This is a genomic window from Phenylobacterium sp. (assembly GCF_037968635.1).
In the GTDB taxonomy this organism is placed as follows: Bacteria; Pseudomonadota; Alphaproteobacteria; order Caulobacterales; family Caulobacteraceae; genus Phenylobacterium.
This window is the reverse complement of record NZ_JBBKVV010000003.1, coordinates 1-23,184: the sequence shown is the minus strand read 5'-3', so window position 1 is coordinate 23,184 and position 23,184 is coordinate 1. Positions and strand designations below refer to the sequence as shown.

Sequence of the window (23,184 nt, the reverse complement as noted above, 5' to 3'; positions counted from 1 at the left end):
AGCTTACCCCCTCAGGATTTGAGGGGAAGGCACAGCTCCGTCAGCAGGTCGGCCGGCGCGGTCTTGCGCGGATCGTTCAGGTTGACCTCGACGCAGGGGGCGTGGGCCGGCTCCTCGCCGCTGGTGGACAGCCAGCCGAACAGCGCCTCATAGCCCTTGCCGATCTGGGCGTAGGGGCCGCGATAAAGCAGCACGGCGTAGCGCCCGGCGGGGAGCTCGTGGATCGTCACGGTGTCGTCGCTCTCCACCTCGGGTCCGACCGTGATCCCCGCCAGCGCCCGCTGGTCGGCGGGCGGGACCACCGACATGTCGTCCAGATAGACCGCGACGCCCACGGCGGGCGGCATGACCACGCCCTTGGGTCCGGCCCAGGCCATCAGCCGGTCGAAGGCCTGGCCGATCTGCTGTGGTGGTCCGCGGTGCGGCACGGTGGCGATGCGCATCGTGGGGCGGTCCTGGATCTCGACGGGCATGGGATCGGCTCCGGGTTCGGCGCGCCGGGCGGCCCGGAAGGCGGCGGGCGCGAGGTCATAGGCGGCGCGGAAGGCGCGGGTGAAGGCGGGGTTGGAGGCATAGCCGGCCCGCCGGGCGATCTCGGAGATGGGCGTGGCGCTCCGCGCCAGCTCCATGGAGGCCCGCTGCAGCCGCAGGCGGCTCACCGTCTCGGTGACGGTCTCGCCGATCAGGACGCGGTAGATGCGGTGGAAGTGGAACGGCGACAGGCAGGCGACCTCGGCCAGGGCCGCGAGGTCCAGGGGCTCATCCAGATGCGCCCAGATATGCTCGGCCACCCGGTTCAGGCGGCGGGCATAGCTCTCGCGGGTGATGGGCCGGTTCATGGAGAGAGGTTAGCGCAGGGTGGGTTGATCGCGCTTGCGGAGTTCGCGCCGTCAACAATGGAGTTGACGCCACTCCATTGCTAAGCTTGGCCCCGGTCATGGAGGGGGTCGAATGCTAGGCAACGCGTGGGTAAGGCGAGGCTTGGTGATGGTCCTGTTCGGGCTGGCTGGAGTCTTGGTGATGGGACCAAGTGTCCAAGCGATCTCATTCCTGGGTCCGGTGGTCACACTCCTGTGCCTCCGAGCCATTTGGCCGCCACTCCGCGAGACGATTGCGTTCTCCGCCCGTCAACGCGGAATTGTCCCCGCCCCAACAACACCGCAGCTCCCAAAACGTGGCTACGCCATATTGGCCACGATCCTCGTCGCTTGCCTGAGCTTCCCGCTTTGGGTCCTCTGCTCGCGGGATGCGATCTTCGCCGCCGTAACCTTGATCCCCGCGCTCGTCTTCATTTGGCTAGGAACGTGGTTTGTCCGCGGCACGTGACATTGGGGATGACCTGACTTAGTCCCCGGCCACCCACGACACATCGGCCCCCAGCGCATTCAGGTTCTCCACGAACTTCGGGTGGGCCCGCTGGATGGGGGTGGCGTTGAGGATGGTGCTTTCGCCCTCGATGCTGGCGGCCAGCATGAAGAGGGCGATCGCCACCCGGATGATGTAGGGGCTCTCCACCTCGGCCGGGACCAGGGGCTTGCCGCCGAAGGTGATCAGGCGGTGCGGGTCGCAGAGCAGGGAGTGGGCGCCGAACTTGCCCAGTTCCGAGGACCAGCCGAGCGCGCCCTCATAGACCTTGTTCCAGAACATGCACTGGCCCTCGGAGCGCACACCGAGCGCCACGAAAATCGGCAGCAGGTCGGCGGGAACGTAGGGCCAGGGTGCGGCCTCGACCTTCTGCAGGATATTGGCGGTGAAGGGCTGGCGCACCCGCATGCCGCCGCCGTCGACCTTGGCCCGGCTCCAACCGTCCTTGTGAGTGATCTCCACGCCGAACTTGGCGAAGGTGCGGTCCAGCAGGGGGAACTGGTCCACCGAGCCGTTCTTCACCGCGATGTCGCCGCCGGTCATGGCGCCCATGGCCAGGAAGGTCGCCACCTCGTGGAAGTCGTCGGCGAAGGTGAACTCCGCGCCCTTCAGGCTCGACACGCCCTCGACGATGATCCGCGAGCCGCCGACGCCCTCGAGCTTGGCGCCCATCATGGTCAGGAAGCTGCAGAACTCCTGCACGTGGGGTTCGCAGGCGGCGTTGGTGATCTGCGAGCGGCCCTTGGCGGTGGCGGCGCAGAGGATGAAGTTCTCGGTGGTGGTGACCGAGGCGTAGTCCAGCCAGTGGTCGGTGGTGGCGAAGCCCTTGGGCGTCTTGATGAAGATCGCCTCGGGCTTACGGTCGATCTGGGCGCCGAAACTCTCGAAGACCTCGATGTGTGGGTCGATCTCGCGGACCCCGAGCGTACACCCGGTGACATCCTCCTCGATGCTCGCGGCGCCGAAACGGTAGAGCAGGGCGGGGATCAGCATCAGGGTGGAGCGCATGCCCAGCGGCAGGTGCGCTTCCTTGGGGTCCAGACCCTCGCCATGCCGCAGCCTGAGCGTGCCGGTGGCGTAGTCCATGTCCACGGAGGAGCCAAGTTTCCCGAAGAAATCCAGGATCTTGCGCACGTCTGTTATGTCCGGAACCCGGTGCAGGATGACCGGCTGGTCGGTCAGCAGGGTGGCGCACAGAACCGGCAGCACCGCATTCTTGTTGGCCGAGGGGGTGATGGTTCCGCGCAGGGCGCGTCCGCCTCTCACGATCAGGTTGGTCATGGCCGGCGGCCTCGTCTCTTCGGGGCGGAAATGGAAGTCGTCGAGTAGATCAGGGCTGTGGGCCCGTCACCAGGTTCCGATCTTCTCCGCCTCTTGGTGGCTGATCGGATGGTGGGCGCGGGCGTGGTCTTCTTCGGCCAGCAGCCGCACCGCTTCAAGGGCGGCCATGCAACCCATGCCCGCCGCCGTGACCGCCTGACGATAGACATCGTCGGTGACGTCACCGGCGGCGTAGACCCCCGCCACCGCGGTCGAGGTCGTGCCGGCCTTCACCTTCAGATAGCCTGATCCGTCCATCTCCAACTGACCCTTGAAGAGCTCGGAGGCGGGCGCGTGGCCGATGGCGATGAACACCCCGTCGCAGGCGACCACTTGGGTGGCGCCGGTCTTGACGTTCTTCAGCCGCACGCCGGTGACGCCCATGGGATCGACAGCGCCCAGGACCTCGTCGATTGAGTTGTCCCAGATCACCTCGATCTTGGGATTGGCGAACAGGCGCTCCTGCAGGATCTTCTCGGCGCGGAACTCGTCCTTGCGGTGGACCACGGTGACCTTGGCCGCGAAGTTGGTGAGGAACAGGGCCTCCTCCACCGCGGTGTTGCCGCCGCCCACCACCACCACGTCCTTGCCGCGATAGAAGAAGCCGTCGCAGGTGGCGCAGGCCGAGACGCCGAAGCCCTGATATTTCTGCTCGCTCTCCAGGCCCAGCCACTTGGCCTGGGCGCCGGTGGCGATGATCAGGGTCTCGGCCAGCCAGACCTCGCCGCTATCCGTCGTCAGCCGGAACGGCCGCTGCGACAGGTCGGCGGTCAGCACGATGTCGTTGATGATTTCTGTGCCCACATGCTCGGCCTGGGCCTGCATCTGCTCCATCAGCCAGGGACCCTGGATGACGTCGGCGAAGCCCGGATAGTTCTCCACCTCGGTGGTGATGGTCAGCTGGCCGCCGGGCTGGATGCCCTGGATCAACACGGGCTTGAGCAGGGCGCGGGCGGCGTAGATCGCAGCGGTGTAACCAGCCGGGCCGGAACCGACGATCAGGCAGCGGGTGGTGCGGGGGGCTTTGGTTTCGGACATAGAGCCTATGTAGGTGAGATTCCGCGTTCGCGCACCCTGGGGCGACGATCGCCCCGCGCCTGAAACATCCCCGCAACATGACGCAACGACACCTTGGCCAAAACGCCCTCGGTCGCAGATGCCGTGGCGCCAGAAAGTGACTTGGTCAGACCGCGCAATTCAGGCGAGGTCTGGCTGGCCCCAGGAGGAATGCCCAATGAGTGACGTCCCAGCCCAACGGCCGGCCCTGACCCTACCGATCAAGCTGGCCTATGGCTTCGGGACCGTGGCGTTCGGGGTGAAGACCCAACTCATGGGTCTGTTGCTGCTCTACTACAACCAGATCGTCGGCCTCCCGCCGCACTGGGTCAGCATCGGCCTGGCGGTCACCATCTTCTTCGACGCCCTCTGGGACCCCTTCATCGGTCAGATTTCCGACAACTGGCGCTCGCGCTGGGGGCGCCGCCATCCCTTCATGTATTTCGCGGCCATACCGGCCGCCGTCACCCTGGTGGCCCTGTTCAACCCGCCCCAGGGTTGGTCCGACGGCGCGATCACCGCCTACATGATCATCATGGTCATCGCCGCCAAGGCGACCATCAGCCTCTATGAGGTGCCGGCCACGGCGCTCACGCCCGAACTGGCGCCCGCCTATCACGACCGCACCCAACTGCTGACCTTCCGCTACTTCTTCGCCATCTTCGCCAGCAGCGCGGCGGCGGTCATGGGGTGGGTGATCTTCCTCAAGGACACGGTCGGCCCCAACGGCGAGCGGGTCCGCGGCCAGCTCAATCCCGACGGCTACGGCCCCTATGCCCTGGTGGTGGGGGGGCTGATGATCTTCTCGATCCTGGTGGCCTGCCTGGCGACGCAGAGGTTCATCCCCTTCCTGCACAAGCCGGCGGTGCGCAGCGTCAGCGTCCTGGACGTCATCAAGGAGATGCTGGTGACCATGTCCAACCGCAACTTCCTGGTGGTGTCGCTCTCGGCCCTGTTCGTTGGGGTTGGCGCTGGGCTCAGCAACGGGCTCAACATCTATTTCCAGACCTACTTCTGGGGCATGGGGTCGGCCAACCTGGCCTTCATTGTCGCCGGGACCATGCTGGGCAGCCTGCTGGCCCTGATCCTCGCGCCCCTGGTGTCGCGCCTCTATGGCAAGAAGCGGGCTTGCGCGATCCTTATGGGTCTGGCCCTGGCCACGGCGCTTACCCCGATCAGCCTGCGGTTGCTGGGGATCATTCCCCCGGACATGAACGGCTCCAGTGGCCTGACGGCGATCCTGCTGCTGGATCGGACCCTCTACGGCGCCTTCGCCACCGCCGCCGCCATCCTCACCGCCTCGATGATCGCCGATGTGGTGGAGGAATCTCAGCTCGCCACCGGACGCCGGTCGGAGGGCCTGCTGCTATCGGCCGATAACGTCCTCCAGAAGATCGCCGGGTCGGTGGCCAGCATCATCCCGGGCTTCCTGCTGCTGTGGGTCGGCATGCCCGAGAAGGCCAAGCCGGAGAGCCTCGATCCGTCGGTCATGACCAACCTGGCCCTGCTCTATCTGCCGGCCACGGCGCTGTTCGCCCTGATGGCCATCAGTGCGATCATGTTCTACCGCCTGGACCGCGCCGGCCACGAGGCCAACCTCGCCAAGCTGGCCGAGGCTGCGGCGCTGGGCGCGGTGGTGGTGGAGACCGAGGGCGGGGTCGATGGCTCTGACCTTGCGGCCCCGGGCGCCAAGCCTGTCTAGGGCGCGTGGTTAACGCCTGCTTCAGGGCGCACGGCTAGGATCGCGCGCCAGAGGTCTTCGGTCACCCATGCCCGCCAACAGCGCCCCACATGTCGAGATCGCCGGCCGCAGGATCGGGGCGGACCGCGAACCCTATGTCATCTGCGAATTGTCGGGCAACCATAACGGCAGCCTGGACAGGGCGCTCACCATGATCGACGCCGCCGCCGACACCGGCGCCGACGCCATCAAGATCCAGACCTATACCGCCGACACCATCACCATGGATGTCGACCGGCCCGAGTTCAAAATCCACGGCGGGCTGTGGGACGGGCGTAGCCTGTACGAGCTCTATCAGGAGGCCCAGACCCCCTATGCGTGGCATGCGGCGCTGTTTGAACGGGCGGCCAAGCGGGGGGTGACCCTGTTCTCCAGCCCCTTCGACGAGAGCGCCGTGGACCTGCTGGACGCCCTGGGCGCGCCGGCTTTCAAGATCGCCTCCTTCGAGGCCGTGGATCTGCCGCTGATCGCCTATGCGGCGGCCAAGGGCAAACCGCTGATCATCTCCACCGGCATGGCCAATCTGGCCGAGATGACCGCCGCCCGCGAGACTGCTTTGACCGCCGGGGCGCCCGGCGTTGTGATGCTCCACTGCGTGTCCAGCTACCCGGCCGCTCTGGAGGACGCCCACGTTCGCACCGTGGCCGACATGGCCACGAAGTTCGACAGCCCCATCGGCCTGTCTGACCACACCCACGGCACGGCGGCCTCGGTGGCCGCCATCGCTCTAGGCGCCTGCGTGATCGAGAAGCACTTCACCCTGGCGCGGTCTGACGGTGGCCCCGACGCCGCCTTCAGCCTGGAGCCTGTGGAGTTCGCCGCCCTGGTCCGCGACTGCAAGGATGCCTGGAGGGCCCTGGGCCGCGCCCACTACGACCTGCTGGGCTCGGAGAAGGCCAACCGCCAGTTCCGCCGCTCGCTCTATGTCAGCGCCGACGTGAAGGCCGGCGAGGTCCTGACGCGCGCCAACGTCCGCTCCATCCGCCCGGGCAACGGCCTGCCGCCGGCCGATCTGGAGAAGGTGCTGGGCAAGTCCGCCGCTCGCGACCTGATCCGGGGCGAGCCCTTGGCCTGGGACATGTTGGGCTAGGCTGCGACCGCCTCGGCCTGTTCGATCGCCAGAGCCGCGGTGAGCGACAGCGAAATCTCCGACAGTGAGGCGCCCAGAGTCTGGGCCTCCCAGGCGCCGGCGATGAAGTTGGCGCCCTGGTGCTTGGTCAGCGCCGCATGCAGGCCCGAAAGCTTGCGCGCCGCGTCCAGCGAATGCTGGGACCAGCGCGGCTCGACCTGGATGGAGAGGGTTTCGTCCAGGTGCAGCGACGCGCCGCCGAAGCCGGACATCAGCCTATGGATTTCCCGGCGCAGTTCGCCGTCGGAAATCTCCGAAACGCACTCGGCGCTCAACAGGGCTTGGCCGCGGCACTCGTAGAGGTGGACGCGGAACACCGAGCCCTCCGCGGTGAAGTTCCGGACGTGGAAGGGCAGGGGGCCGGCATAGCGGGCCTTGAAGATGTAGCTGGTCAGACTCTTGGCCAGGCGCTTGGGCGGCTCCAGGTCCAGAGGCGCGAACAGAGGGGACGGGTCTGCGGCCCAGACCACGATGTCGCCGGCCTCGCGGGCCCGGAAGGCTTGCTGGGGCGAGAGGAAGGAGGATGTCAGGATGGTGACGCCCAGCCGCTCCAGCGCGCTCTGGCAGCGCATGAAGAAGGTCTGGAAGCCGCCGGCCGGTAGGCTCGCGGTCTGGTTCTGCAGCCGGCCCCAGAGGGCGCGGGGAATGCCGTAGAGGCTGTCATAGACCGGGTCGGCGCGCTTGGCGCGGGCCAGGTCGCAGGTGTCGATCTCGGTGGCGTAAACCCGCTTGATACCCAGCGGAACGGCTGCGCCGGCGTCCACCTCGTCCAGCCAGGAGCCCAGCGCCCACTGGCAATAGCGAGTCAGATGACCCGAGATATCATGCGGATAGGCGCGAATTCTATCGGCCAGGCTGCCGCCGGTGATGGGGCCCAGGCCCAGCTTGCGGGTGCGTAGGGCCGGGCCTTCGAAGTCGTGGGTGAAGGCCAGGTCGCCGCCGGGGGCAGGGCTGACGGAACCATAGCGGTTCTCGAAATCCTCGAAGACCAGGCCATTTGCTTCCAGCAGGGTCCGGGTCGCATCGCCCTGGGCGCCGAAATGGCGGCGGTCGGCGCGCAGTTCCAGGCCGTGGTCGCGGCGCGGCCAGGCGCTCCCGCCCAACTGGTCGAAGCGTTCATGAAGTTCGATGTCGCGGCAGCCGAGCCTGTGGGCCTCGAAGGCGGCCAGGATTCCCGTGAGTCCGCCGCCGATGATGCGGACTGTCGGAGCGTTGGAGCCCCGGATTACGCCAAGCTGTCGCATGCCGACTGTCTTATGAGCGCGTTCGGCGCCCTCCCCGTTTCGCCAAGGCTACGCTCTGGGTTGCGAAAGGACCGTTAAGGCGGCGGGGTCTGAGGGTGAGGCAGCCTGTCGCGGGTAGCGATCAGCTTCAGAAACGCTTCGGCCGTGCGCCCAGCGCCGAGTCCGTCGCAGATCGCAGCGCTGGCGGCCGACAGGCGGGCGCGAAGGGCGGCGTCGGTCAACAGCCGCACGATGGCGCGGTCGAGCCGGGCGTGCAGGTCCTCGGCGGTGGCGTCGATCACCAGGGCGGCTTCACGCTCAGACAAGGCCGCAGCGGCGCCCTGCTGATTTGGGGCCAGGACCAGCATGGCGCAGGGCAGGCCAAGGACGCAGCGTTCCCAGATGCTCGATCCGGCCGCGCCGATGGCGATGTCGGCGTTGAGGATGAGGTTGGCCATGTCCTGGCTGTCGACATGGATGGTCATGCGCGGGTCGCGGCTGGCCACCTTGGTGAGGCCCGGAAGGCTCGGTGCGCCGGCGCCAAGAACCACATCCAGGGCGACGTCGTGGAGCCGCATCCGCAACCGCTCCACCACCTGGGCTGTGAGCCCCCCCAAGTCCGTGAGACCAAGCGTCACCAGCACGCGGCGCACATCACCTCCGCAGCGTGAGAGGGCTGTGTTGCGCAGGTGGGCGAACTCGGGACGGACGGGGGCGAACTCCGGCCCGAGAAGCAGTTGGGCCTCGGTGAGCAGAGCGTAGTCGCGGGGCTGTCGGCCGGGACCGGAGTCCAGCACCAGGTTGGCGGCCAGCGGGCGGTCGGCCAGGTCGTCGATCACCAGAGTGGTGCGGCCCTTGGCGAGCGCCTCGTGATGCTCAAGGGCCAGACCGTAGTGGTCAAACACCACGGCGTCGAAACGCACCCCCGTCAGGGCGTCGGCGATGTGGTCAGGTTCGAGGCCGGTGGCGTCCTCACGCACGATCTCCGGGCCGAAGACCTCCAGCAGGGCGGCCACTTCCGGCGTGCAGGCAAAGGCGCAGTCGGCGCCCCGCTCGCCCAGGGCGCGGGCCAGAGTGATGCAACGCATGACGTGGCCGCCCCCGACCTCGGGGCCGGCGTTGGCGACGAACAGAATGCGCGGGCGGGCGGGAATCATTTCCCGTGCATGGAAGGCTGAAAGCGGGGCGCTGGGAAGGTGGCTCTATGGCGCAGCCGTGCAGGATCAGGTCCGGGTGATGGAGACGCCGCCATCCACCAGCATGGCCGTCCCGGTCATGAAGCTGGAGGCGTCGGAGGCCAGGTAGAGGACCGATCGGGCGATCTCCTCCGGCTCGGCCAGGCGCTTTAGGGCGTTGAGACCGGCGATGAAGGCCCGCGCCTCGGGCGTGCTGGCCACCTCGCGGCCCGCCGCAGTGTCGGTCCCGCCCGGCAGGATGGCGTTGGCGCGCACCCCCTGGGCGCCGAATTCGGCGGCGATGACCTGGGTCAGACCCACCATCCCGGCCTTGCTGGCGGCGTAGGCGGCCATGCCGGGGAAGCCCACAGTGTGGCCCACGAAGCTGGAGGTGAAGATGACCGAGCCGCCGCCGCGCGCGACCATGGCGGGGATCTGGTGCTTGGCGCAGAGGAAGGCGCTGGTGAGGTTGTTATCCAGGGTGGCGCGCCAACCGTCGGCGGAGATGTCCGGCGCTGGCGCCATTTCGCCGAGGGCGCCGGCATTGTTGAAGGCGATATCCAGGCCGCCGAAGCGGGCGATGGCGGTCTCCACCAAAGCGCGGGCCACCGCCTCGTCGCGAACGTCGCCGGGTACGGCCACGGCCTGGCCCCCGTCCCGGGTGATCTCGCCCACCAGGGCGGCCAGTTCCGGCGCCCGGCGGGCTGTAACCACCAACTTCGCGCCTTCGCGGGCGAATAGCCGGGCGACGGCTTCGCCGATCCCGGAACTTGCGCCCGTGACGATGGCGACCTTGTTGGTGAGTGTGGTCATGGGATGTCCTCCGACAGGAGCGGGCCGCAGCGGCCCGCCGAGGCGGTGGTCATAGGGGTCGTAAGGGTCAGGGTCTGGCGGTGGCCGGACCCGGCATCAGGCGTTGGCGGCCTCAATGGCGGCGTCCAGGGCGTCGCGGAAGATCACGAAGAACAGTTCCGGATCGCCGGGATCCAGGTTCTCCACCATGCCTGAGACCTTGTAGCCGCGCGCCACCAGCAGGGTGCGCATGGCGTTATTGGACTCGTTGCAGGAGACGAACATGCGGTCGCCCTCGAACAGGCCCTCGATGTTGGCCATCAGGGCGCCGGCCACGCCGCGGCGCAGGAAGGCCTCGCCAGTGCAGATGCGCTCCAGGAAGGGGTGGCCGAAGAACTCCGCCATGACCGCATACCCCGCGACCCGATCGTCCAGCACCAGGACGCGGACGTCCATGCCCCGATCGCCGGCGATGGCCTTGCTCATATAGTCGTGGCGGCGCTCCTCGCGCCGAGCGACGGGGTCGAGCGCCAGGATGGTGGCCAGATCGCCTGGCGCGGCGGGGCGGATGGTGACGCTCATGCCTGGCTCCGTTGGTCGTAGCGGCGCAGCACCTCGGCGGCGGCGCGGTCGGTCTCGGCCAGCGGCGGGTACTTCCACTTATGGAAGGCGCCGCCGAAGGGCCGGGCGGCGCCCAAACGCTCCAGGTCCTCGTGGAACAGGCGGAACTTCAGGCTGTCGCCCTCCATCTTCAGGATGAAGACCGGCTTGCCCGTGCTGGCCGCGTCTGTGGCCATGTTGGTGGAGTCTTCGGTGACCAGGATGTAGTCAGCCGCCGCCAGGAAGGCGAAATAGGGATTGTCGCCCTCTCCGTCCCAGATGATGCCGGGCATATGCCGCAGGCGCGCGGTCAACAGAGCGCGGGCCGGTTCGGGGGTGCGGCGCGAGAAACTCACCATCACCGACCCGCCCTCCTGGGCGATGGGCAACTCGATCTCGTGGGCCAGGGCCGCAGCGCGCTCCACCGACATGTTGTGGGCCTTGGACTTTCCACCGATCACCACCGCCACGCGGGGGCGGGGCAGGGCGTTGATCTGCTTCTTGAAGCGCCCCAGTTCGGCCTTCAGGCGCTTGGCGTTGACGCCGTTGGGAGAGCCGGTGATCGAGAATACGTTGTCGCCCTGCAGCCGGTCATGCTTGGGCGGGATGACCAGGTCGAACAGGTTGGTGGGCATGCGCGGGTCCTGGGTCTGGACCACAAAGGCGGCGTTCTTCGTCCAGGCCTTCAGTCGGATGGAGAGCGGCAGGGTGGCGCGGCCTGCGGCCAGCCAGATGTCGGGCCACGGCGGCGCGATCCCCGTGTCGGACGCCAGCGACTTCAGCGGGAAGGGGTTCAGCCACCAGGGCAGGCGGCCGATGCGCCACTTCCAGGCCACGCGCTTGACCACCACTTCGGCTTGCCGCCTGGCCGCGATGGCGTTGGCCAGACCCACGACCTGGCTCTCCATTCCGGCGCGTCCGTCGGAAACGGCCCAGATCACGAGCGGCGGCTGGTCGGGAGATTTCGCCAAGCTGGAGGCTTCCGTCTGCAGGCGTGAGTCAGGGAGCCGACTCTCGCCGGCCACCATAACGACCTTGTCTGTCTCGGCTAAGAGCTAGCTAGACCCACTCGACCTTGAGGATCTCGTAGGCCTTGGTGCCGCCGGGGGTGGGGACCTCGACGACGTCTCCCATTTCCTTGCCGATCATCGCGCGCGCGATCGGAGAGGCGATGGAGATCTTGCCCAGCTTCACGTCGGCTTCGTGCTCGCCAACAATCTGGTAGCGGGCCTGGTCCTCGGTGTCCTCGTCGACGACGGAGACCGTGGCGCCGAACTTTACCTGACTACCGGAAAGTTTGGACACGTCGATGACCTGTGCGCGGGCCATCCGATCTTCGATGTCGGCGATCTGGCCTTCGATCCAGCCTTGGCGCTCCTTCGCAGCGTGGTACTCGGCGTTTTCCGAAAGGTCGCCGTGCTCGCGAGCTTCCGAAATGGCCGCGATCACTGCTGGTCGCTCCAGGGTTTTCAAACGCTTCAGGTCTTCGTCGAGGGCGTGATAGCCCTCGGCGGTCATTGGGACTTTTTCCATGGCAGATAGGTGACTCGGGTTCGCCCTTGGGTTTGTGTTCCGGCCGCGGGCGCAGGCGACCGGGGGGATAGAGGATAGAAGCCAGACTGTGAAAACTCAAGGGGTGCAATGCAGCAATCACATTGCTGGGCGCGGCAGGGACCGCAACTGGGTCCCGAACTCTCGGCCAACCAGACCGTTCCCTCGGCCGTCAGTGGCGCGGAGCCTGCCGGGCGCCTAGATTGCCACTGCAACGGGAGACCACGCCATGGCCGCCAAGCGGGGCATCACCCTCTACCACTCCCCCGCTAGCCGGGCGTTCACCGCCTACTGGCTGCTGGAAGAGCTGGGCGTGTCGTTCCAGGTTCAGACGGTCGACATCGCCAAGGGCGACCAGAAGAAGCCGGAATATCTGAAACTGAACCCTTCCGGGAAGGTGCCCACGCTTACCGACGGCAAGGTCGTGGTCAGTGAGAACCCCGCCATCTGCCTCTATCTGGCCGACCGCTATGGCTACGGCTCGCTCGCCCCCAAGATCGATGAGATCGAGCGAGGAGCCTATCTGAAATGGATGGTCTATTCGACGGCGGTGCTCGAGCCCCTGCTGGTGCTGCACGGCAAGCATATCGACCTGCCGGGACGCGAGACCGGCTTTGGCGCCTATGACGACGTGATCGGTGTTCTCACCGAGAGCCTGAAGGGCCGCAAGTATCTGCTGGGGGACCGGTTCTCGGCGGCGGACGTCATGCTGGGCTCGGTGATCTCGACCTCGCTCTACCGCAAGGAACTGCCCGAGCACCTGGTGCTGATGGACTACAACGCCCGCTTGACCCACCGCCCGGCCTATCACCGGGCGGCCGACGCCACCTGGCCGGCGCACCTGTTCCCGCAGGCGTAGTGGGATGAGGAAAAGTGGGAACCGGTTTTCCGCCCGCATCCCACTGAAGTCTAAGTGCTCTCCGAGATGATCGCGTCTCTCAATTCAGCCGCGTCGGGGGCTTCGTAGACGCCCTCGATGAAGTCGAACATGTCGGGGTTGACCTCGATGGCGAAGGTCTCGCCGCGCACCTCATTGCGCTCCAGCACGCGGGCACGGCGGACCTCGGAGCTGGCGGTCACGAAGTGGAACTGGAGCGGTAGCTCGCAGGCTTCGGCGATCTCCGCCACACGGGCCCGGTCGGACTTGCGCATCAGGCCCAGATCCAAGACCACGGAGGTCCCGGCCGCCATGGTCGCGGCGGCGACGGACCAGATCTGCGCCTCGCAGCGCTCGACCCGGCTCATCATCCACTCGAACTCCAGCGGCTCGGGCATGTCGGCGGCGAACAGTCGGGCCATCCAGTCGTCGATGGCGAAATGCACGGCGGGCTCGCTGCGCGCGAGCTGCTGAGCGTAGGTCGACTTCCCGGCCCCCGAGGGGCCAAAGATCACGTGCAGGATTGCGGTCATGGGCCGCCGGTTACTTCACCGAGAGGCCGCCGTCGATGACCAATTCCGCGCCGGTGACATAACGACTTTCCTCAGACGCCAGCCAGAGCACGCCATTGGCGATGTCCAGGGGATAGCCCTTGCCGCCCAGCGGCACGGCGTCGGCGCTCATGGCGTCCAGCACCTGTGGCCGAGGCGGGCGGGCGTTGTCGCCGGGTTCGCCGGTGCCGATGATGTCGTCCCAGATCGGGGTCTCGATGATGCCGGGATGGACCGAGTTCACCCGGATGCCGTCCTTGGCGTTCCCGCACTCCATGGCGACGGCCTTGGTGAACAGTCGCACCCCGCCCTTGGTGGCGCAGTAGCCGGCCAGGATGGCTGAGCCCTTGAGGCCGGCCACCGAGGACATGTTGATGATGGAGCCCCCGTCGCCGCTCACGCGCATCAGCGGGATGGAATGCTTCACGCCCAGGAACACACCGTCGAGATTGATCGCCACCTGCCGCTGAAAGTCGCGGAGCGCCATGTCCAGCACCGAACCGGAGATGCCGATGCCGGCGTTGTTGACCAGGATGTCGAGGCGGCCGTGGTCAGCCTTCACGGCGGCCACGACATCAATCCACTCCTGTTCGGAGGTGACGTCCTGGTGGCGGTACTGGGCCTTGCCGCCCTTGCCGACGATCTCGGCGGCCAGGGCCCGGCCCTTCTCGTCCTGGAGGTCGGTGAGGATGACGATGGCGCCTTCCTCGGCCAGCCGCTCGGCGCAGGCGCGCCCGATGCCGCTGGAGCCGCCGGTGACCAAAGCCACCTTGCCCTGAACCCGTCCCGCCATGTCGTTTCCCCGTGGCCTTGTTGTTGGATGTGGCGAGAGGCCTAACCCAGGCCCGGCGCCTTGCCCAGCATCACGCTGCGTCAGTTCGGGGGACGGGCGCTACAATCTTCCAAGCCCGCCTGGATCTCGTCGAGGCGGGGGAGGCAGGTCAATGACAGCCTTGTGCTGGCGCAGACGCCACACGGCGTCCGGCCAGCCCAGGGCGGGCCCTTAGCGCATCCAGGCGGGCGTCGAGTCGCCGGTGGTGACGACGCCGTAGATCAGGCCGATGGCCAGCACCACGATAGCGGCGACCATCAGGACGCCGATCAGCCCTTCGAAGCGTTCGTAGAGATGCCTGTTCTTGTGGTGACGGACGGCCGTTTCGCCGGTCTTCAGCTCTTCTGACATGGCGTTTCCCTCGCATTCTGTTGGGGGATCAAGTCCCCACGCCAGGCTGCGACAGGCGCCCTACTGGGCTCGTCCGGTCAGTCTTCAGGGGCCGCCGGAAGCACGCCCACTTGCGCCTGCGTTAGCAAGGCGACGCGAGAAGAGTGATCCGAAAACGCGGTTCGGTCAATAAATCAGGCGTAACTCTGCAGCGGCCGGACTTCGAGCGGCGCCTTGGCGGTCTCGGCGATGGCCTGGGCGGCGGCCAGGGCGCCGGCGGCGGTGGTGAAGTAGGGGGTCTTCATCATCAGGGCCGTGCGGCGGATCTCGAAACTGTCGGCCACCGACTGCTTGCCCTCGGTGGTGTTGAAGACCAGCTGGACCTCGCCGTTCTTCATGGCGTCGACGATGTGCGGACGGCCTTCAAGGACCTTCTTCACGTGCTCCACGACCAGGCCCTCGCCGGCCAGGAAGGCGGCGGTGCCGCCCGTAGCCAGCACCTGGAAGCCCTGGCCCAGCAGCAGGCGGATCGGCTCGACGATCCAGGGCTTGTCGGCCTCGCGGACCGAGACGAACACGCAACCCTCCTTGGGCAGGGTGACGCCGCCGCCCAGCTGGGCCTTGGCGAAGGCGCGGGCGAAGGCCGGGGCCAGGCCCTCGCCCTCACGACGCCAGTCCAGGCCCATCACCTCCCCGGTGGAGCGCATTTCCGGACCCAGGATGGTGTCGACCCCGGCGAAGCGGGCGAAGGGGAAGACGGCTTCCTTGACTGCAATATGGTCGTAGGGCGGTTCGCTGGTGTCGAAGGACGACAGGGGTTCGCCGGCCATCACCTTGGCGGCGATGGCGGCGAGCGGCTTGCCGATGGTCTTGGCCACGAAGGGCACGGTGCGGCTGGCGCGGGGGTTCACCTCCAGGACGAAGATCCGCGGGTTGTCGGAGTGCGGCTCCTCGATGGCGAACTGCACATTCATCAGGCCCTTTACATTGAGGGCCAGCGCCATGCGCACCGTCTGCGCCTTCAGCTCGGCGATGGTCTCGGGCTTGAGCGAGAAGGGGGGCAGGGAGCAGGCGCTGTCGCCGGAGTGAACCCCGGCCTCCTCGATGTGCTCCATGACGCCGGCCACGAACACGTCCTTGCCGTCGCAGATGGCGTCGACGTCCACCTCGGTGGCGCGGCTGAGGTACTGGTCGATCAGGACCGGGCTGTCGCCGGACACCTGAACCGCAGTGTTGACGTAGCGCTCGAGCTGCTCGTCATCGCGAATGATTTCCATGGCCCGGCCGCCCAGCACATAGGAAGGGCGGATCACGATGGGATAGCCCACCGCGTGGGCGCCGGCGAAGGCCTCGTCGCGGCTGCGGGCGATGGCGTTGATCGGCTGGGCGATCTCCAGCCTGTGCAGCAGCTGCTGGAAGCGCTCGCGGTCCTCGGCCAGGTCGATGGCGTCGGGGCTGGTGCCGAGGATCGGGATGCCGGCGTCTTCCAGGGCCTGGGCCAGCTTCAGCGGGGTCTGGCCGCCGAACTGGACGATGACCCCCAGCAGGGTCCCATTTCGCTGTTCAACCGCGATCAGCTCCAGCACGTCCTCAGCCGTCAGCGGTTCGAAGTACAGGCGGTCGGAGGTGTCGTAGTCGGTGGACACCGTCTCCGGGTTGCAGTTGACCATGATCGACTCGATGCCGAGGTCGGCCAGGGCGAAGGCCGCATGGCAGCAGCAGTAGTCGAACTCGATCCCCTGGCCGATCCGGTTGGGACCGCCGCCCAGAATGATGGCCTTGCGGGCGGCCGTGGGCGCGCTCTCGCACTGCGGCTCCTGGCCCACCGAGCCGGTTTCGTAGGTGGAGTACATGTAGGGGGTGGCGGCGCGGAACTCGCCGGCGCAGCTGTCGATCCGCTTGTAGACCGGCCGCACGCCCAGCTCCTGGCGCAGGGCGCGAACCTTGGCCTCGGGGGTATTGGTCAGCTTGGCCAGGCGGGCGTCGGAGAAGCCCTGCGCCTTCAGGGCGCGGAAGCCCTGGGCGGTGACGGGCAGGCCGGCGGCGCGAATGTGGCCCTCGGTGCGGACCAGGGTCTCGAGCTGGCGCAGGAACCAGGGCTCGTAGGAACAGGCGCCGTGAATCTCGTCCACCGACAGGCCATGGCGGAAGGCCTGGGCTATGACCCGCAGGCGATCGGGGGTCGGCATCGCCAGGGCGCGCAGGACGGCGGCGCGGCCGGTGTCGGGATCCTCGGCGCCCTCGACATCGATCTCGTCCAGCCCGGTCAAGCCGGTTTCCAGGCCTCGCAGGGCCTTCTGCAGGCTCTCGGCGAAGGTGCGGCCGATGGCCATGACCTCGCCCACCGATTTCATGGCCGTGGTCAGGTGGGGCTCGGAGCCCGGATACTTCTCAAAGGCGAAGCGCGGTATCTTGGTGACGACATAGTCGATGCTGGGCTCAAACGAGGCCGGCGTCGCACCGGTGATGTCGTTCATCAGCTCATCGAGAGTGTAGCCCACCGCAAGACGGGCGGCGACCTTGGCGATGGGGAAGCCGGTGGCCTTGGAGGCGAGCGCCGAGGACCGCGACACCCGCGGGTTCATCTCGATCACCACCATCCGGCCATCGGCGGGATTGACCGCGAACTGGACGTTGGACCCACCGGTCTCCACCCCGATCTCCCGCAGCACGGCGATCGAGGCCGTGCGCATGATCTGGTATTCCTTGTCGGTCAGCGTCAGGGCCGGGGCGACGGTGATCGAGTCGCCCGTGTGCACGCCCATCGGATCGATGTTCTCGATGGAGCAGACGATGATGCAGTTGTCGGCCTTATCGCGGACGACCTCCATCTCGTACTCCTTCCAGCCGAGCACGCTCTCCTCGATCAGCACCTCGGTGGTGGGGGAGAGATCCAGGCCGCGCTCCACGATCTCGCGGAACTCCTCGACGTTGTAGGCGATGCCGCCGCCGGTGCCGGCCAGGGTGAAGGACGGGCGGACGATGGCCGGCAGGCCTACGAACTCCAGGCCCTCCAGCGCCTCGTCCATCGAGTGGGCGGCCTTGGACTTGGGGCTCTCGAGGCCCAGCTTGTCCATCGCGTCGCGGAATTTCTGACGATCCTCGGCCTTGTCGATGACGTCGGCCTTGGCCCCGATCATCTCAACGCCGTACTTGGCCAGCACGCCGGACGCTTCCAGGGCCAGCGCGGTGTTCAGCGCCGTCTGGCCGCCCATGGTCGGCAGCAGGGCGTCGGGGCGTTCCTTGGCGATGATCTTCTCGACCATCTCAGGGGTGATCGGCTCGATATAGGTGGCGTCGGCCACGTCCGGGTCGGTCATGATCGTGGCCGGGTTCGAATTGACCAGCACGATGCGGTAGCCCTCGGCCCGCAAGGCCTTGCAGGCCTGGACGCCCGAATAGTCGAACTCGCAGGCCTGACCGATGATGATTGGGCCGGCGCCGATGATCAGGATCGAGGAGATGTCTGTGCGTTTGGGCATCGTTCGGTCCGCGCATAAGGGCGGCTGCGCGTTGCCGCGCGCCGTTCCCGTTCAGTCTGTAGGTTAAGGCGCCCGTTTAGAGAGGGAGTCGGGCGGGCGCAAGCGGGCAGGGCACCCCGGAGGGAGACTCTCGAGAGCGCGCCTGCGCCTCCTCCCAAGGAAAATGGGCTGGCGCGTGCGCCGGCCCATTCCTGGCGCTGGTCTGGACCCGAAGGCCGGAAGCGGGATTAGACTTGCAGATTGCCCGCGGACATCTTGCCGCTGCGCTGGTCGCGCTCGAGTTCAAAGGTGACTTTCTGGCCTTCGTCCAGAGAGCGAAGGCCGGCGCGTTCAACGGCGGAGATGTGCACGAACACGTCCGCGCCGCCTTCATCGGGTTGAATGAAGCCATAACCCTTGGTGCCGTTGAACCATTTCACGGTGCCGGTAGACATAGAGATATTCGTCCTTGGATAGACATTTCCCCGCCCGAAGCGCTCGGACAGGGGGCAAAAATCGGACAGATCGGAACGCGAATCCGGCGCGCCTGGGGACGCGTCGAAGGCCTGTCGAACCTGCGAGTTTGACGCGCCCATCTTCGCCGAATTGCGCGCTGAAAGCAAGATTAGGGACCGTTGCTGTCTAGGGGCTGTTACAGAGAGCAACGCGCGTTCGCGCCGACCCAACCGGAGACGCCTGCACATGAATTTCCTTCATCTGGCCGCCGCGCTCGCCCTGGTCTCCGCGCCGGCCGCCGCCCAGGCGCCCCCCGGCTCTGTCGCCAGGCCGGTGGCGCAGCTGGATGCGACCCAGTCGGGCCAGCAGATTCTGCTGCCGCAAGGGCCGGTGCGGGTCACGGTCACCGAAACCAGTGTGCCGGCCGGCGGCGCCATCACCCCCCACAAGCATCCGTTCCCGCGCTACGCCTACATCATGGAAGGCGCGCTGAAGGTCACCAACCTGGACACGGGCACGGTGACGATGCTGAAGGCTGGGGACTTCGCGGTGGAGGCCTTGGATCAGTGGCACAAGGCAGAGCCGCTGGATGGTAAGGGCGCCAAGCTGCTGGTCATTGATCAGACCCCGCCGGGCCAGGCCAACATGGTCCGCGAGGCGCCGTAGGTCCTTCCAAACCTTCTGGGTTCTTGCCGACCCGCGCAGCGACCTGGCGCGCCGGCGGCGCCATCGTCGGCGTGAGGGTGCGGCTCAGACGCCGCGTTAACCATGATTTCATAGCCAAGCCTCAGCCTCGAGACAGGACAACTCCGGCTGGGGGATTCGCCATCTCTGCTTTCGCACGCGCGCTCGGGCTTCCGCCGACAGACGCCGCGTCCCTCAAGGGGGATGCTGGCGGCGGCGCCCCCACCTCTCTCGTCGCCCTGACTCGCTACGGGCTGGAAAGACAGGCCAAGGGCGACTTCCAGGCGGCCGTCGAGGCCTTCCGGGCCGTGGCGGATGTTGCGCCGCGTCAGGCCCTGGTCTGGAACAACCTGGCCCTGGCGCTCGGCGGGTTGGGGGATCATGAGCAGGCTGTCCTCGCCCTGCGCAAGTCGCTGGATATCGACGCCAGCCAAGTCTCGGCCTGGGTGAGCCTTGCCGCCTCGCTCCTGCAACTGGGCCTGCCGGAGGAGGCCGAAAGCGCCTGCGACGGCGCCATCAACCGCGACCCGGGCAATGGCGACGCCTGGCAGATTCGCGCCATGGTCCTGGCCGGCCGCGACGATTTCGTCGGCGCGGCGGCAGCCTTCGCCCGCACCATCGAGATCGCGGGCGAGACCGGCGCCCTGCGCGCCAACCTCGGCGTGTCCCTGTTCAAGTCCGGCGCCTTCCACGAGGCGCAACGCAACTTCGACGCCGCCATGGACCTGGAGGCCGACGCCGCCGAGATCGTTGAGATGGCGCGACTCTGCCGGTGCGTTGTGGCGGGCCTCGACGGAGACATGGCCCGAGTCACCACCATCAGCCGGGAACTGACCGGCGCGGCGGAGACCGACACCTTCTTCAAGACGGCGCTGCTCTGCCTGGACTGGGCGGGACACAAGGGACCCGCGGCCTTGATCGGCCAGACCTGGGCCGCCCTGCGTCCTGGAAACCTCGAGGCCCGGCATATGGCCGACGCCACGATGGGCCGCCCGGTGGAGCGCCAGCCGGCGGCCTTCGTGGCTCAGCACTTCGACGGCATGGCCGACCAGTTCGATCAGAAACTCGTGGGCCGCCTGGGCTACCGGGGGCCGGAGGAAATCCGTAGCCTGATGGCCGCATGGATTGAGGCTGACGGTTCGCTCGACGTGCTCGATATCGGGTGCGGCACCGGTCTCTGCGGTCCGGTCCTGCGCTTCTATGCCCAGCGTCTGACCGGGATCGACCTGTCGGACGGCATGTTGGCCAAGGCCCGCGAAGGCGGCCTCTATGACGAACTTCGCTGCGCCGACCTGGTCGACACCTTGCGTGAGCCAGGCGCGCGCTGGGACATGATCGTTGCAGGGGACAGCTTCCCCTATGTCGGGACCTTGGGTGACGTCTTCGACGGCGCCGCGGCGACGCTGCGGCCCGGCGGTTGGTTGATCTTCTCCACCGAGGCGGCGGAAGGCGACGGCGTCACGCTGCGCGGCAACGGGCGCTACGCCCACGGGCGCGGCTATATCGCCGACCTCGCCGCCGGCCGTTTCGAGATCCTCGAGCGCAGGTCCTCGATGCTCCGTCGCGAGGCCGGCGTGGCGCTGGAAGGTGACTACTTCCTGATGCGCAAAATCTGACTCGAGCGACCAGGGGCGTCAGCGGCTGCCGACTTCACGCGCGGTTCGCACGGCATCCTTGAATTCAACAGCCGGCGTCTCGTCTGCGGTGGCGCCCGCTGTGTCTGAGCGGTCGTCATCCTTGGCCTTCGACAGCTTGACCTCGACGCGACGGTTCTTCGCCTTTTCGATGCGCCGACAGGTTGCATCCGAGGTCGTCGGCGCAGGCCTTAGCGCTTGCCACCGACCTACGGCTTGAGGCAGCTTCGCCGCCAGCCCTCCGCCGGAAAAGATCTCACACTTGCCCGCGACCTCTGCGATCGATCCCCTTACCGAGTTGATGCCGAGGATCGCCGCAGGCGACCGCGCGGCCCTGCGACAACTTTACCAGGCCACCTCCGCGAAGCTTTTCGGCGTCTGCCTTCGTATCCTCTCCAACAGAGATGAAAGCGAAGACGTGCTGCAAGAGGTCTACATCACGATTTGGCGTCGCGCCGACCGCTTCGAGGCGGGCCGGGCCAGCGTGATGACGTGGATTTCGACGATCGCCCGGAACCGCGCCATCGACCGCCTGCGGGCCCGCGGGCCTCTGGCCTACGCCGAGCAGGTCGAGGAACTGGAGATCGACGACGGCATGCCTCGCGCCGACGCCCTGTTGGAGGCCGCCCAGGATGGCGAGGCCCTGGGCAAGTGCCTGTCGGAATTGGACGAGCGCACCGAGAAGGTGATCCGCACCGCCTTCTTCGAAGGTGTCACCTATGAGGCTCTGGCCGCGCGCATGGAGGCGCCGCTGGGTACGGTCAAAAGCTGGATCCGCCGGGGCCTTGCCAAGCTCAAGGGGTGCCTTGAGTCATGAGTGAGCCCCTGATCCCCGACCTGCCCGAGGACGAGGCCTTCGCCGCCGAGCATGCCCTTGGCGTGTTGAACGCCGGTGAACGCGCCGTCGCCGAGCTGCGCATGGCTCGCGACCCGGCCTTCGCGGCCCATGTCGAGGCCTGGCGCCACCGCCTGGCGCCCATGCTGGCCGCTATTGCGCCCGTGGAGGCGCCCGCGGGGCTGTGGCCGCGCATCGAGCGCGGCCTGCCGGCCAACGACAACGACGGGCGCGGGGTGAAGTTCTGGCGCGGCTGGGCCATGGGTGGCATGGGACTGGCGGCTGCGAGCATGGCCGCCGTGGTGGTGCTCGCAACCCGACCACCTGAGATGATCGCGCCGCCCACCCCGGGCCAGTTGCTGAATGCCCGTCTCGACACCAGCGGTGGTCAGCACCTGTTCGTCGCCGCCTACGACCCCGTGCGCGAGAAGCTGATCGTCACCTCGCTGGTGGCGCCAGGGACCGATCCGGTCCACGTCCACGAACTGTGGTTGATCCCCGCTGATGGCAAGCCACGCTCCCTGGGCCTCATCGCGCCAGGGACATCGAAGACCCTGCCCATGCCACAGGGCCTGCCGGCCCTCACCACCGAGGGGGCGTCGATCGCCGTCTCCGTCGAACCGCCCGGCGGCTCCAAGCAGGACGGCCCATCGGGTCCGGTGGCCGCCATCGGCAAGTTGGCGAAGATCTAGCCTGACTCCAGGTTGAACCCGTAGTCGGCTTCGACGCGGGCGATGCGGGTCATGGTGGGGCCGAACCAGGCCGACTTGGCCAGGGATTTGGCCTGCCCGTGCAGTGGATGGTTCCGCCAGCGTTCGATGGCGTCCAGGCTTTCCCAGTATGACACCGCGATCGAGGCGCCGCCCTCGAAGAAGGCCTCCAGCCCCAGAAAGCCCGGTATCTCGTGCGCCTTGCCGTAAAGCCGCGCGCCGAGATTGAAATAGGCGCTCTCGTCAAAGGCGGATGAAAGCTGGGTCGTGGTGGTGACGGCGAAGTAGGGCGGCTTGGGCGTGGCGGCCACGCGGTTCATGGCATGGCTCATGCGCGCGCCCGCGTCGCAGCGAAGAGGGCGTTGAGGTCCGGCCCGGAGATCTCGCCGTCGGTGAAGGCGACGCTGCCGGTCTCACGCAACAATTCGGCGGACCGGCGAACGAAGCCCAGGGCGGCGCGGGCCAACGCGCCGCCGACGCTGATCCGCGCGACGCCCGCCGCCAGCAGGTCGTGGGCGTTCCCCCCCGAACCGCCGAGACCCAGCACCAGGTTCACGGGACCGGCGATTTCCCGCACCAGTATCCGGACCGTCGGCAAATCGATCACCCCGGGGACAAAGACGCAGTCGGCCCCGGCCTCCAGGTACCGGTTCGCCCTCTGGATGGAGGCGGTCAGCGGATCGTCCTCGCCGACCAGCCAGGCGTCGGTTCGGGCGTTGATGACGAGGTCGGCGCCCTGGCCGGCCACGGCCTGCCGCGCCGCCGCGATGCGCTCCGCCGCCAGGTCGGGCGCATAGAGCCGCTCCGCCTCCATCCAGAGGGCGAACCGGTACCTGGAGGCCGGGGCCGACTGCGTCTTTGT

General features: G+C 67.5%; 23 protein-coding genes. 7 read left to right on the top strand and 16 right to left on the bottom strand.

From position 1 onward, the window contains the following. Positions 1–11 precede the first annotated feature (11 nt). The 3 genes from AAC997_RS00165 to trxB form a co-directional block, all read right to left on the bottom strand. A complete protein-coding gene (locus AAC997_RS00165; RefSeq protein WP_340643670.1) occupies positions 12–839 on the bottom strand; it encodes an AraC family transcriptional regulator in 828 nt (275 codons plus the stop codon). Between the two features lie 505 nt (positions 840–1,344). Further along, positions 1,345–2,646, bottom strand: coding sequence for a UDP-N-acetylglucosamine 1-carboxyvinyltransferase (locus tag AAC997_RS00160; protein WP_340643669.1), 1,302 nt, complete (start codon positions 2,644–2,646; stop codon positions 1,345–1,347). A 66-nt stretch (positions 2,647–2,712) separates the two neighbouring features. Further along, positions 2,713–3,723, bottom strand: coding sequence for a thioredoxin-disulfide reductase (gene trxB / locus AAC997_RS00155; RefSeq protein ID WP_340643668.1), 1,011 nt, complete (start codon positions 3,721–3,723; stop codon positions 2,713–2,715). A gap of 196 nt (positions 3,724–3,919) precedes the next feature. Here trxB and AAC997_RS00150 point away from each other — a divergent pair, with 196 nt between their 5' ends. Continuing rightward, entirely contained in the window at positions 3,920–5,443 is a 1,524-nt protein-coding gene (locus AAC997_RS00150) for an MFS transporter (protein WP_340643667.1), read from the top strand. 67 nt (positions 5,444–5,510) lie between these two features. Then, positions 5,511–6,572 carry a pseudaminic acid synthase gene (gene pseI, locus AAC997_RS00145; protein WP_340643666.1) on the top strand — a complete coding sequence of 354 codons (1,062 nt, stop codon included), beginning with the start codon at positions 5,511–5,513 and terminating at the stop codon, positions 6,570–6,572. Here pseI and AAC997_RS00140 read toward each other — a convergent pair. The 6 genes from AAC997_RS00140 to greA all read right to left on the bottom strand — a co-directional run bounded on the left by AAC997_RS00140 (position 6,569) and on the right by greA (position 11,934). Continuing rightward, positions 6,569–7,855 carry an FAD/NAD(P)-binding protein gene (locus tag AAC997_RS00140; RefSeq protein WP_340643665.1) on the bottom strand — a complete coding sequence of 429 codons (1,287 nt, stop codon included), beginning with the start codon at positions 7,853–7,855 and terminating at the stop codon, positions 6,569–6,571. The genes pseI and AAC997_RS00140 overlap by 4 nt on opposite strands. Before the next feature lie 74 nt (positions 7,856–7,929). Beyond that, the gene (gene pseG / locus AAC997_RS00135) at positions 7,930–8,991 is read right to left on the bottom strand and encodes a UDP-2,4-diacetamido-2,4,6-trideoxy-beta-L-altropyranose hydrolase (RefSeq protein WP_340643664.1); all 1,062 of its coding nucleotides are present in this window, start codon (positions 8,989–8,991) and stop codon (positions 7,930–7,932) included. Between the two features lie 66 nt (positions 8,992–9,057). Continuing rightward, on the bottom strand, positions 9,058–9,822 hold the full coding sequence (locus tag AAC997_RS00130) for an SDR family oxidoreductase (protein WP_340643663.1): 765 nt from the start codon (positions 9,820–9,822) through the stop codon (positions 9,058–9,060). A gap of 96 nt (positions 9,823–9,918) precedes the next feature. After that, the gene (locus AAC997_RS00125) at positions 9,919–10,383 is read right to left on the bottom strand and encodes a GNAT family N-acetyltransferase (RefSeq protein ID WP_340643662.1); all 465 of its coding nucleotides are present in this window, start codon (positions 10,381–10,383) and stop codon (positions 9,919–9,921) included. Continuing rightward, positions 10,380–11,372, bottom strand: coding sequence for a mitochondrial fission ELM1 family protein (locus AAC997_RS00120; RefSeq protein WP_340643661.1), 993 nt, complete (start codon positions 11,370–11,372; stop codon positions 10,380–10,382). The genes AAC997_RS00125 and AAC997_RS00120 overlap by 4 nt, the downstream gene beginning before the upstream one ends. Positions 11,373–11,460: 88 nt before the next feature. Beyond that, positions 11,461–11,934, bottom strand: coding sequence for a transcription elongation factor GreA (gene greA / locus AAC997_RS00115; protein ID WP_215341421.1), 474 nt, complete (start codon positions 11,932–11,934; stop codon positions 11,461–11,463). A 247-nt stretch (positions 11,935–12,181) separates the two neighbouring features. Here greA and AAC997_RS00110 point away from each other — a divergent pair, with 247 nt between their 5' ends. After that, positions 12,182–12,811, top strand: a complete 630-nt coding sequence (locus AAC997_RS00110; RefSeq protein WP_340643660.1) for a glutathione S-transferase family protein — start codon at positions 12,182–12,184, stop codon at positions 12,809–12,811. A gap of 50 nt (positions 12,812–12,861) precedes the next feature. Here the strand turns inward: AAC997_RS00110 and AAC997_RS00105 are convergent, their stop codons facing one another. The 5 genes from AAC997_RS00105 to AAC997_RS00085 form a co-directional block, all read right to left on the bottom strand. Then, positions 12,862–13,362 (bottom strand): ATP-binding protein, encoded by a 501-nt coding sequence (locus tag AAC997_RS00105; protein ID WP_340643659.1) that lies wholly within the window; start codon positions 13,360–13,362, stop codon positions 12,862–12,864. A gap of 10 nt (positions 13,363–13,372) precedes the next feature. Next, positions 13,373–14,173, bottom strand: a complete 801-nt coding sequence (locus AAC997_RS00100) for a glucose 1-dehydrogenase (protein ID WP_340643658.1) — start codon at positions 14,171–14,173, stop codon at positions 13,373–13,375. A gap of 210 nt (positions 14,174–14,383) precedes the next feature. Then, positions 14,384–14,563, bottom strand: coding sequence for a hypothetical protein (locus AAC997_RS00095; protein ID WP_340643657.1), 180 nt, complete (start codon positions 14,561–14,563; stop codon positions 14,384–14,386). A 173-nt stretch (positions 14,564–14,736) separates the two neighbouring features. After that, positions 14,737–18,024, bottom strand: a complete 3,288-nt coding sequence (carB, locus tag AAC997_RS00090) for a carbamoyl-phosphate synthase large subunit (protein ID WP_340643656.1) — start codon at positions 18,022–18,024, stop codon at positions 14,737–14,739. 227 nt (positions 18,025–18,251) lie between these two features. Then, a complete protein-coding gene (locus AAC997_RS00085) occupies positions 18,252–18,458 on the bottom strand; it encodes a cold-shock protein (RefSeq protein ID WP_340643655.1) in 207 nt (68 codons plus the stop codon). Positions 18,459–18,705: 247 nt separating this feature from the next. Here AAC997_RS00085 and AAC997_RS00080 point away from each other — a divergent pair, with 247 nt between their 5' ends. The 4 genes from AAC997_RS00080 (at position 18,706) to AAC997_RS00065 (ending at position 22,304) form a co-directional block, all read left to right on the top strand. Beyond that, positions 18,706–19,125 (top strand): cupin domain-containing protein, encoded by a 420-nt coding sequence (locus AAC997_RS00080; RefSeq protein WP_340643654.1) that lies wholly within the window; start codon positions 18,706–18,708, stop codon positions 19,123–19,125. A 71-nt stretch (positions 19,126–19,196) separates the two neighbouring features. Continuing rightward, on the top strand, positions 19,197–20,759 hold the full coding sequence (locus AAC997_RS00075) for a methyltransferase domain-containing protein (protein ID WP_340643696.1): 1,563 nt from the start codon (positions 19,197–19,199) through the stop codon (positions 20,757–20,759). A gap of 280 nt (positions 20,760–21,039) precedes the next feature. Further along, positions 21,040–21,594: a sigma-70 family RNA polymerase sigma factor gene (locus tag AAC997_RS00070; RefSeq protein ID WP_340643653.1), complete on the top strand. Its 555-nt coding sequence runs from the start codon at positions 21,040–21,042 to the stop codon at positions 21,592–21,594. Beyond that, a complete protein-coding gene (locus AAC997_RS00065) occupies positions 21,591–22,304 on the top strand; it encodes an anti-sigma factor (protein WP_340643652.1) in 714 nt (237 codons plus the stop codon). Before AAC997_RS00070 ends, AAC997_RS00065 begins: the two co-directional genes overlap by 4 nt. On the opposite strand, the gene AAC997_RS00060 is transcribed toward AAC997_RS00065, so the two are convergent. Next, the gene (locus AAC997_RS00060) at positions 22,301–22,642 is read right to left on the bottom strand and encodes an antibiotic biosynthesis monooxygenase (RefSeq protein WP_340643651.1); all 342 of its coding nucleotides are present in this window, start codon (positions 22,640–22,642) and stop codon (positions 22,301–22,303) included. The genes AAC997_RS00065 and AAC997_RS00060 overlap by 4 nt on opposite strands. Positions 22,643–22,650: 8 nt before the next feature. After that, on the bottom strand, positions 22,651–23,184 hold a 534-nt coding region (locus AAC997_RS00055), incomplete at its 5' end, for an isocitrate lyase/phosphoenolpyruvate mutase family protein (RefSeq protein WP_340643650.1).